Raw genomic sequence first — 7,637 nt, 5'->3', positions numbered from 1 at the left:
GGGCGGCTCGGCGATCCTGGCCGGCCGGTACGGCGGATCCTGCTTCTACAAGGTCGCGGACACGCTGTACCGGCACTCCTACCAGGTCGCCGCGCCGCCCCGCGACGTCTCAGATGGCGGTCAGGGTCAGGGTGCCGGTGTACGTGCCGGCCGCCGTGTCGGTCGGGACGCTCAATTTCAGCGCCGCGTCCAGCTCGGCGGTGCCCAGGCCCTTGCCGTTCGGCGCGGACGCCAGCACGGCGCTGCCGCCCAGGCCCGTGTGCGGCTGAACGGTGCCGTACGGGTGCGCGACCGGCCCGGCGACCACACCCTGCCGGCCGCCCTGTGCGGTGATGCTGGGCGTCCAGCCGAGGTAGCCGCCGGCGAAGGTCTTGCCGTCCTCGGTCCTGAACCCGTCGGCCACCTGCCCCGACGCGGTCCAGCCGGGCTGGGCCGCGCGGGTGTCGGTCACCGTGACCGGCTTGAGCGCGCCCGTGCTCTCCCACCGGTCGCCGGCTGCGGACAGCACGGCCGCGGGCAGGGAGACGGCCCGGTTCCCGGGATCGACGCTGATCACGAGCGCGCCGTCGGACGCGTTGATGGTGGCGGTCACCGACTTGGCCGCGCTGCTGCCCTCCGGCGGGAACGCCACCCACAGCCAGACCTCGGTGCTGGTGGCCACGACGTTCTCGCCGTCGTACAGCTTGACGACGTACTGGGTGCCGTTGAGGGCGCGTGTCGCGGTGAAGCCGTACGACGCGCCGGTCTCGCCCTCGATCGGCGTGAACTCGTCCTCGGTCGGCTTCCTGCTGAACCATCGGTACTTCGTGAGCGGTCCCTGCGGGGACTGGACCGCCTGCAGCGTGACGGTGTCGCCGGGCTGGTACTCGCCCTCGTTCATGCCGGAGATGCCGAGGCTCAGATCGCCGCCGCCGGCCTGCAGGTCACCGACGACGAACCGGTAGCCGACGGGGCCGGTGGTCAGTGTCGTCCCGTCGGCAAGCGTGGCGTCGGCCTGGAACCTCAGCGTGTAGGTGCCGGTCGCGGAGAACACCCATCCGGCGTGGGCGTGCGTGTGCACCGGCACGTCGAGGCGGTCGGGCAGGCCGTCGTTGCTGCGGAACTTGATGTTCGGGGTGCCGAGGGAGTTGGTGTCGAACAGGGTCACGTCACCGGGGCCGTCCACCCCGACCAGGCTGATGCCGACCTTGTCGCCGGCGAAGACACCGGAGTCCAGGGTGGTGGTGTTCCAGCCGGGCCAGAGCAGCGCCGGGTCCTGGACCTGGGGCAGCATCCAGATCTTGCTGCCGGGCGCGCCGAGGAACGCGAACGCCGGCAGGTCCGGCACGACGGTCTCGGCGGCGGGCAGCACCTGGAACGTGACGTCGGCCGGGTCGCGTACCACCGCGGGGCTCACCGTGTCGTCCTTGACCTTCAGGCTCAGCGAGCCGCCGTCATAGCGCACATCGACGGCGTCGGTGTGCCCTTTGGACAGCACCACCGGGTCGGCGGCGAGCGCCGGAGCGGCGCCGAACAGGACGGCCGTTGCCATGGTGAGACCGGCGATGCTGGACGCGACCCCTGTGGAGGGTCTCTTCACGCATCGTCTCCTTCCAGCTTAATGAAAACGAATCTCGTTTTCGCTCGGACGGTAGCAGGTTTCGATGGAAATCCGAGCGCGCGTCACGTGTGGATCCGGTGGCGATGAACACGATATCGATTTTCATCTCCATGAGGAACGGCCGGCGGGTGGCGATCACCGGCCGTGCGGGCGTGCGCCGCGCTGAACCTCTCCACCCGGCCGGCGGTGTCGAGCAGCCGCTTCGGCATCCACGACGGCATGATGTTCCTATGCCGGTGAACCCCGTGTCCGAGGTCGAACGTGTCGAGCAGCAGCTTGCGTCGGCGACGGCCGCGCGCCAGCGTGACCATGCCGCCTACCTGGCCGCATTACAGGACGCGGTCGCGCTCACCCGTGCCGACCCGGACGCCGCCGAAGTGTTCCACCTCACGGAACTGCTCGACGAACTGGCGCAGGCCTACGCCGACACCGGCCGGTTCGACGAGGCGTTGCAGACGATCCGCGAGGCCGTCGACGCCGGCCTGGGCGGGGAGCCGGACAGCCGATGCCGGATCGCGGAGATCCTGATGCGGGCCGGCCGCGTCGCCGAAGCCGAACCCATCTGGACCCAGGTCAAGGCCGACACCCCCGGCGACGTGTGGCTGTTCAACAACGCAGGCCTCGAGTACGCCGCCGTCGGCGACCACACCACCGCCCTGGCCTGGCTGACCGACGGAATGCGCATCGCCCTGGACAGCGGCGACCCCGAACGGCTCATTCCCCAGCTCATCGACCTGCGCCGGACGAGCATGACCGAGCTGAACCTGGAAGCCGACGACCTGCAGGCCCGAGCGGCGGACTTCCACGCCGAACGGGAACGCGACTCCCGGCAGCGGATCCTGCGCACCACAGCACCGGCGCCCGTCGCCGGCCATCGCGCCGCAGCCAGCCCGATGCTCGTGGCGTTGGCATGGTTCCCCGCCGAGGAGTACGACGAAGCGCTCGCCCGATGGCCGGAGCTGACCGAACCCGGCGGCGCGGCCGCCGGTGGGCGATCGCACGCCGAGTACTGCCGAGCCATGCAGGCCAAACTCGCTGAAGCGGCCGACACGGGGGCGGCCCGCGTCAGCATCGCCCCCATCCGGGTCGGCGCCCTGCTGGCCTGGTGCGCCGAACGCGGCGAGGACCCCCGCGACGCCCGGGCCGGCTACGCCGCCGACCTCGCCCGAACGCAACCCGGGCAACTGATCAGCTGGCCGCCCGGACGTAACGAGCCATGCTGGTGCGGCTCGGCCCGCAAATACAAGAAATGCGGCGGCGCACCCCGGACCGGCGACCATGGCTGAACCCATCGGCGATCCCGTCGTGGAGGCGGCACTGGCCGACCTGGCCCGCGCCGATGCGGACACGGCCGCCGCGGCTCGAGCCGGTTTCAGTTCGCTGACCTGGGGCGAAGGGCTCAACGCTGTCACCGGGTACGGTCTGGCCGACTTCCTGTGGTACCAGCTACCGACGAAGTGGATGTGCGACCTCGACGAGAAACACGAGATCGCCGCCGCCCTCGGCGAACTGTTCCACCGGCTGGGCCGCACCCGGTACGCCGACATGTGCGCCTCAACCGCCACCGCCGACATCCTGGACACCTACGAACACGACGGCGGCACGGCCGGGTTCAAGGCGTACCGGTCCGCGCTGGCGGCCACCGGCCTGCAACCACCCGACATACCCGGCCTGATCGAGTGGGGGTCGGTCATGGGCCTCGACGAGGCGAGCGCCTACGCGTCGGCCTCGCTGGCGCTGGAGCACGCCGTCGACACCGGCGAGATCCGCCCCGGCCGGCCCGGCTGGCGCAAAGCCGCCGAGCAGACCATCCGTGTGTTCCTGGACAGCCCACGCGACCACCTCACCGGCAGCACCTGGCTGCAATGGGTACACACCGAACGGCTGCAGGACTGGGCCGAGGGCCGCGGCGCCGAACGTACCCGTCTCGCCACGGCGATCAGCAACCAGCTCCTCCACCCGGTCGCCGCCCCCGACACGGCCGCGCACCATCTCGCGCCGCTGCAATGGCTGCTCGACCACGCCGCCGCCGGCGCGGCACTCACCCAGACCGGCACCCTCGCCCGCCCCATCGTCGCCGATGGTTGCCGCCGCTTCGACTGGCTCACCGCCAACCCCCGCTCCGAATCCGACATCGTCGAACTGTGGACCCTGCGCGAGCTCGCCAAACAGATAGGCGCCGTCCGCCGCTCCGGACGCAGACTGCTGCTGAGCACCACCGGCAAGACCGCCCACGCCGCCGGCACGCCCGCACTGTGGCAGGCCACCACCAGCAACCTGCTCGGCTCGGACGACGCCGGAGCCGCCGCCGGCGAGATCGCCCTGCTGCTGCTCCTGTCCGGCGAAGACTACGACTATCGGGAACTCAACGACGCCGTCGCGGGCGCGCTCGCCGATCAAGGCTGGCACGACCAGCGCACCGGCGAGCGGATCACACCCGACCAGACCGGCACCCTCCTCAGTGACCTCCGGCGCCGGATCAGCTTGCTGCACCTCGACGACGACGAGCGACGCTTCGACGAACCACTGCGGCTCAACGACACCGGCCGGCTCGCCGCCCACGCGGCCCTGCGAGCCCGGGCTCTATGGCCACGGCCATACCCGTACCGCTGATGGTCTTGCCGAACCCGGACCGGCTGATCCTGATCCGCCACGCCATGCCGCGGATCGACCCGCACACCCCGGCCGAGCTGTGGCGGCTCGGCCACGACGGCCGCACCGCGGCCCGCGCACGGCGGCCCCTGCTGGCTCAGCCGGCGTACTTCGTCGCGAGCAACGAACCGAAAACCATCGAAACGCTGCAGGAGATCAGCGGCGGCCCGCACATCCCCACCGATGCCGGATTCTCCGAGGTACGCCGCCCGCACCGGTGGAGCGACCAGCACGACTACCGGGCCGAGGCCCGCGCCTACGTGCAGGGCGCCCGTCCCGACGGCTGGGAGGCGCACGAGGAGGTGACCGCCCGGTTCGATGCGGCCGTGGCCCGGCACGCCGCCCTCGCCGCAGCGTGCGACCGGATGCTGATCATCGGCACGCACGGGCTCGCCCCGACGATCTGGCTGGCCAGTAGATACGTCCTGCAACCCAGCCCCGCGCGGTTCTGGGCAGCGCTGCGCTTCCCGGACATCATCGACGTCGATCGCACCACCGGCGCCGTCTCCCGCCGCTGCCGCTGACCGCGGCCGGCGCGTTGCCGCGTCAGCCGACGCTGCAGGTGGCAGAGCACACCCCGATGGCGTACGGCTACGGTGCGCCGATGAGCGCAGAGCCGAAACGGGCCAGTGAGTGGACCATCCATGGGGAACGCGTCGTCGACGACACCCGGCGGGCGGTGCTGAGCATCGCGGACGTGGAGCTACCCGACGGCGTCCGCTTCGAGCAGTACGTTCTGCGTATCCCGGCCGCCGCGATGGTCATCGTGCTCGACGACGACGAACGCGTGCTGATGATGTGGCGGCACCGCTTCATCGTGGACCGCTGGGTCTGGGAACTGCCCGGCGGTTACCTCGACCCGGCCGAGGACTCCGAGACCTGCGCCGCCCGCGAGGTCGAGGAAGAGACCGGCTGGCGGCCTCGCAGCATCGAGAAGCTGATCAGCTTCCAGCCGATGGTCGGCACCATCGACCAGGAGAACATCGTCTACCTCGCCCGCGGTGCTGACTTCACCGGCGCGGCCCCGGACATCAACGAAGCCGAACGCCTCGGCTGGATCCCGATCGACGAGATCCAGCAGCACATCGACAACGGCACCATCGTCGGCGCCGGCTCCGTCTCCGGGCTACTCGCCCTGCTGCTCCGGAAGGCGACCGGCAGACTCTAGTCGCTCGCCAGGACCGACCCGCCGGGGTCGGCGGTGGCCCGGTGCGCCCAGCCCAGAAACCGGTCATACAAGTCCGGCACCGTGCCCATGCCGTGCCGATGGAAGTCGTCGATCGCGTCAGCCATCACCTCGGACAAGAACATCAGCAGCGCCAACCGGTCGAACGGACGCTCGGCGCGCAACATCGCCTGACGGTCCGGACACGGCCACGGCTTCGCGCAGTCCTCGCAGTCCCAACTCGGCCGCGCTGCCCGATGCATACGCTCCACGGTGTCAACCATGACCGCATCCCCCGACTCCGAGTCGAGGCGCCACCGGACGCCGCTGCTGCGGCACCCGAGGCGGACTCGCCGCCGGGTGGCAGCGGTACACGCAGACCCTGACGTGAACGCCCGTATCCGCGGTTCGCTGACCCGAGTCCGCGAACGAGCTGTAAGGCGACCACCGCGTCATCGCGGCAGCCGAGGCGGTGCAGGCGACCCGGCACGAGCCACCAATCGCAGGCCCGCTACCTGTACGAAGATCCGGCGGCGCTCCACCGCCTCGCCGGCCGGGCTCAGCACATACCCCTCCAGCCAGATCCACCCGTCGTAGGTCGACACCGGATCGACCCGGATCAGCCGAAGGTTGAGCGCACGGTCCTCCGCGAACTGCACACTCGCCGCCCGGCCCACGAACAGCACGTTCCCCGGCGACAGCATCCGGCTTCACCATCAATCCGCTGCCGACCAGAGCCCCGGCACGGCGACACGCACCGCACCGGCCAACTCCGGCCGACTCGCCCCCGGCTGCCGTACCGGCAACCGCAGCGTTCGCGAGAAGACCACCACCGCGTTCTCCCGCCGCCAGCACGGTCCCCATGAATCGCACGCCACGCAGCGGCCCGACCCGCTTGAGGTCACGTGCTCATCGAGAACAGCCTGAGCCGCACGCAGCGCTTCCTCGGCGGACCTCGCGTAGTAGGTACTAGCCGTCATTTCCACCACCTCCCGAGCGACGTTGGACGGCGCGTCTTCTCGGAAGCGGGGTCTCCGCAAAGCCCCTGGACGCTTCGCAATCGTCCGTAACAGTCAGGAACCTGTGCGTGGCTTGCAAGGTGCGGTGCAAGTTTCACACGGTCCGCTTTTGTCACGGTGACAACGCCGATCAGTGAAGACCGTAGAGAGTGCCTTGATGACAGGAAGCCACTTCGCGAAGGGACACACGTGGTGTCCCTTCCATGGTGCGCTACTTCCTACTCTGGAACGTCGGCCGCCCTGAGCAACGGGTCAAGATCTGCACGTATTGCCGGGCGGGCCGTGGCGTGCAGCTGCCGCAGCAGCTCCCGTGCCGCCGTGCTGTACCGCAGTTCCTCAGGTGATTCCCCATGCACCTTGGTGAGCATGTGCACCGCTGCGACCTGGTTCTCGCAGCCGGCATAACAACGGGCCGCGTCGAGGTGGAACGTCAGTCGGCGTTCAACCGGAATGGCCGACTCCACCACCGTGCGCTCGGCCAGCTCCAGCGCGTTGGAAGTTCTGCCCATCTCGACCGCGGTCGAGATGCGATGGAGCTTGGTGTTCGTTGGTCCGAAAGCCATCCGGTGGTGGTTGGTCTCACCGACGCGAGCAGCGATTGCTGTGGCCTGCTCGAGCAGGTCATGCGCTGCGTCCTCGTCGTCTTCCCGTGCTGCTTCAGTCGCGGCGAGAAGGTGGAGCCCACCGAGCACGGCAAGTCGTGCCGGCGTCGCGTCCGCCAGACAACGGCGCAGTTCCTCGATAGCGCGGCGGATCACTTCGCGTGCCTCTGCCGTCTGGCCCTGTGCCGAAAGAATCATTCCGAGATTCCAGGCGGCAGCGCCAGCCATGTCCGGGTCGTCGGCATCCAGCGCGCACGACACCGCTCGATCGGCTGCTAGCAGGGAGAGTTCATACTCGCCGACTCTCTTGGTCCACGTCCGGGCCAACTGATAAGTCGCGCTGGCCACCCGCAGCGCCGCCCGCCTTTCGTCGCCCCGGAATTGATTCGCGGCCGCTTGAGCTTCGCCGATCAGATCAGGTAAGGCCTGTCCCACGGCGTCGTATCGAAACGCGGAGGGCTGCTGCCATGCGTCCCAGGCTCGGGTTACTCGCTCCCGTAGCTTAGACCGACCGGCGATAGGTCCAAGATCCGGACAGGTGGGTACCTGCGGGCAGCAAACAGGCACGGGTCCATTGATCATCGGAGTTCTCTACGCTT

The 7,637-nt window shown here is 69.7% G+C and carries 8 protein-coding genes; 4 read left to right on the top strand and 4 right to left on the bottom strand.

Annotated elements, in window-relative coordinates; genetic code table 11:
- Positions 1–109 precede the first annotated feature (109 nt).
- Complete coding sequence (locus tag AB0I88_RS40670; protein ID WP_361037553.1) at positions 110–1,531, bottom strand: choice-of-anchor M domain-containing protein; 1,422 nt, start codon at positions 1,529–1,531, stop codon at positions 110–112.
- Between the two features lie 299 nt (positions 1,532–1,830).
- On the opposite strand from AB0I88_RS40670, the gene AB0I88_RS40665 reads away from it, so the two are divergent.
- From AB0I88_RS40665 to AB0I88_RS40650, 4 genes are all read left to right on the top strand, one after another.
- Positions 1,831–2,886 (top strand): SEC-C metal-binding domain-containing protein, encoded by a 1,056-nt coding sequence (locus tag AB0I88_RS40665; protein WP_361037551.1) that lies wholly within the window; start codon positions 1,831–1,833, stop codon positions 2,884–2,886.
- The gene (locus AB0I88_RS40660) at positions 2,879–4,213 is read left to right on the top strand and encodes a hypothetical protein (RefSeq protein ID WP_361037549.1); all 1,335 of its coding nucleotides are present in this window, start codon (positions 2,879–2,881) and stop codon (positions 4,211–4,213) included. Before AB0I88_RS40665 ends, AB0I88_RS40660 begins: the two co-directional genes overlap by 8 nt.
- On the top strand, positions 4,213–4,776 hold the full coding sequence (locus tag AB0I88_RS40655; RefSeq protein ID WP_361037547.1) for a hypothetical protein: 564 nt from the start codon (positions 4,213–4,215) through the stop codon (positions 4,774–4,776). Before AB0I88_RS40660 ends, AB0I88_RS40655 begins: the two co-directional genes overlap by 1 nt.
- Positions 4,777–4,856: 80 nt before the next feature.
- The gene (locus tag AB0I88_RS40650) at positions 4,857–5,420 is read left to right on the top strand and encodes an NUDIX hydrolase (protein WP_361037545.1); all 564 of its coding nucleotides are present in this window, start codon (positions 4,857–4,859) and stop codon (positions 5,418–5,420) included.
- On the opposite strand, the gene AB0I88_RS40645 is transcribed toward AB0I88_RS40650, so the two are convergent.
- The 3 genes from AB0I88_RS40645 to AB0I88_RS40635 all read right to left on the bottom strand — a co-directional run bounded on the left by AB0I88_RS40645 (position 5,417) and on the right by AB0I88_RS40635 (position 7,473).
- On the bottom strand, positions 5,417–5,701 hold the full coding sequence (locus AB0I88_RS40645) for a hypothetical protein (protein ID WP_361037543.1): 285 nt from the start codon (positions 5,699–5,701) through the stop codon (positions 5,417–5,419). The genes AB0I88_RS40650 and AB0I88_RS40645 overlap by 4 nt on opposite strands.
- 168 nt (positions 5,702–5,869) lie before the next feature.
- The gene (locus tag AB0I88_RS40640; RefSeq protein ID WP_361037541.1) at positions 5,870–6,121 is read right to left on the bottom strand and encodes a hypothetical protein; all 252 of its coding nucleotides are present in this window, start codon (positions 6,119–6,121) and stop codon (positions 5,870–5,872) included.
- Between the two features lie 533 nt (positions 6,122–6,654).
- On the bottom strand, positions 6,655–7,473 hold the full coding sequence (locus tag AB0I88_RS40635; RefSeq protein ID WP_361037539.1) for a tetratricopeptide repeat protein: 819 nt from the start codon (positions 7,471–7,473) through the stop codon (positions 6,655–6,657).
- Positions 7,474–7,637 lie beyond the last annotated feature (164 nt).

The organism is Actinoplanes sp. NPDC049802 (assembly GCF_040656595.1).
In the GTDB taxonomy this organism is placed as follows: domain Bacteria; phylum Actinomycetota; class Actinomycetes; order Mycobacteriales; family Micromonosporaceae; genus Actinoplanes.
The sequence above is the reverse complement of the archived record's forward strand: the minus strand, read 5'-3'. Positions and strand labels throughout refer to the sequence as shown.

Excerpts from the sequence above, each read along its gene's own strand:
- AB0I88_RS40670 (WP_361037553.1), bottom strand. The coding sequence starts at position 1,531 with ATGGCAACGGCCGTCCTGTTCGGCGCCGCTCCGGCGCTCGCCGCCGAC.
- AB0I88_RS40665 (WP_361037551.1), top strand. The coding sequence starts at position 1,831 with ATGCCGGTGAACCCCGTGTCCGAGGTCGAACGTGTCGAGCAGCAGCTT.
- AB0I88_RS40660 (WP_361037549.1), top strand. The coding sequence starts at position 2,879 with ATGGCTGAACCCATCGGCGATCCCGTCGTGGAGGCGGCACTGGCCGAC.
- AB0I88_RS40655 (WP_361037547.1), top strand. The coding sequence starts at position 4,213 with ATGGTCTTGCCGAACCCGGACCGGCTGATCCTGATCCGCCACGCCATG.
- AB0I88_RS40650 (WP_361037545.1), top strand. The coding sequence starts at position 4,857 with ATGAGCGCAGAGCCGAAACGGGCCAGTGAGTGGACCATCCATGGGGAA.
- AB0I88_RS40645 (WP_361037543.1), bottom strand. The coding sequence starts at position 5,701 with ATGGTTGACACCGTGGAGCGTATGCATCGGGCAGCGCGGCCGAGTTGG.
- AB0I88_RS40640 (WP_361037541.1), bottom strand. The coding sequence starts at position 6,121 with ATGCTGTCGCCGGGGAACGTGCTGTTCGTGGGCCGGGCGGCGAGTGTG.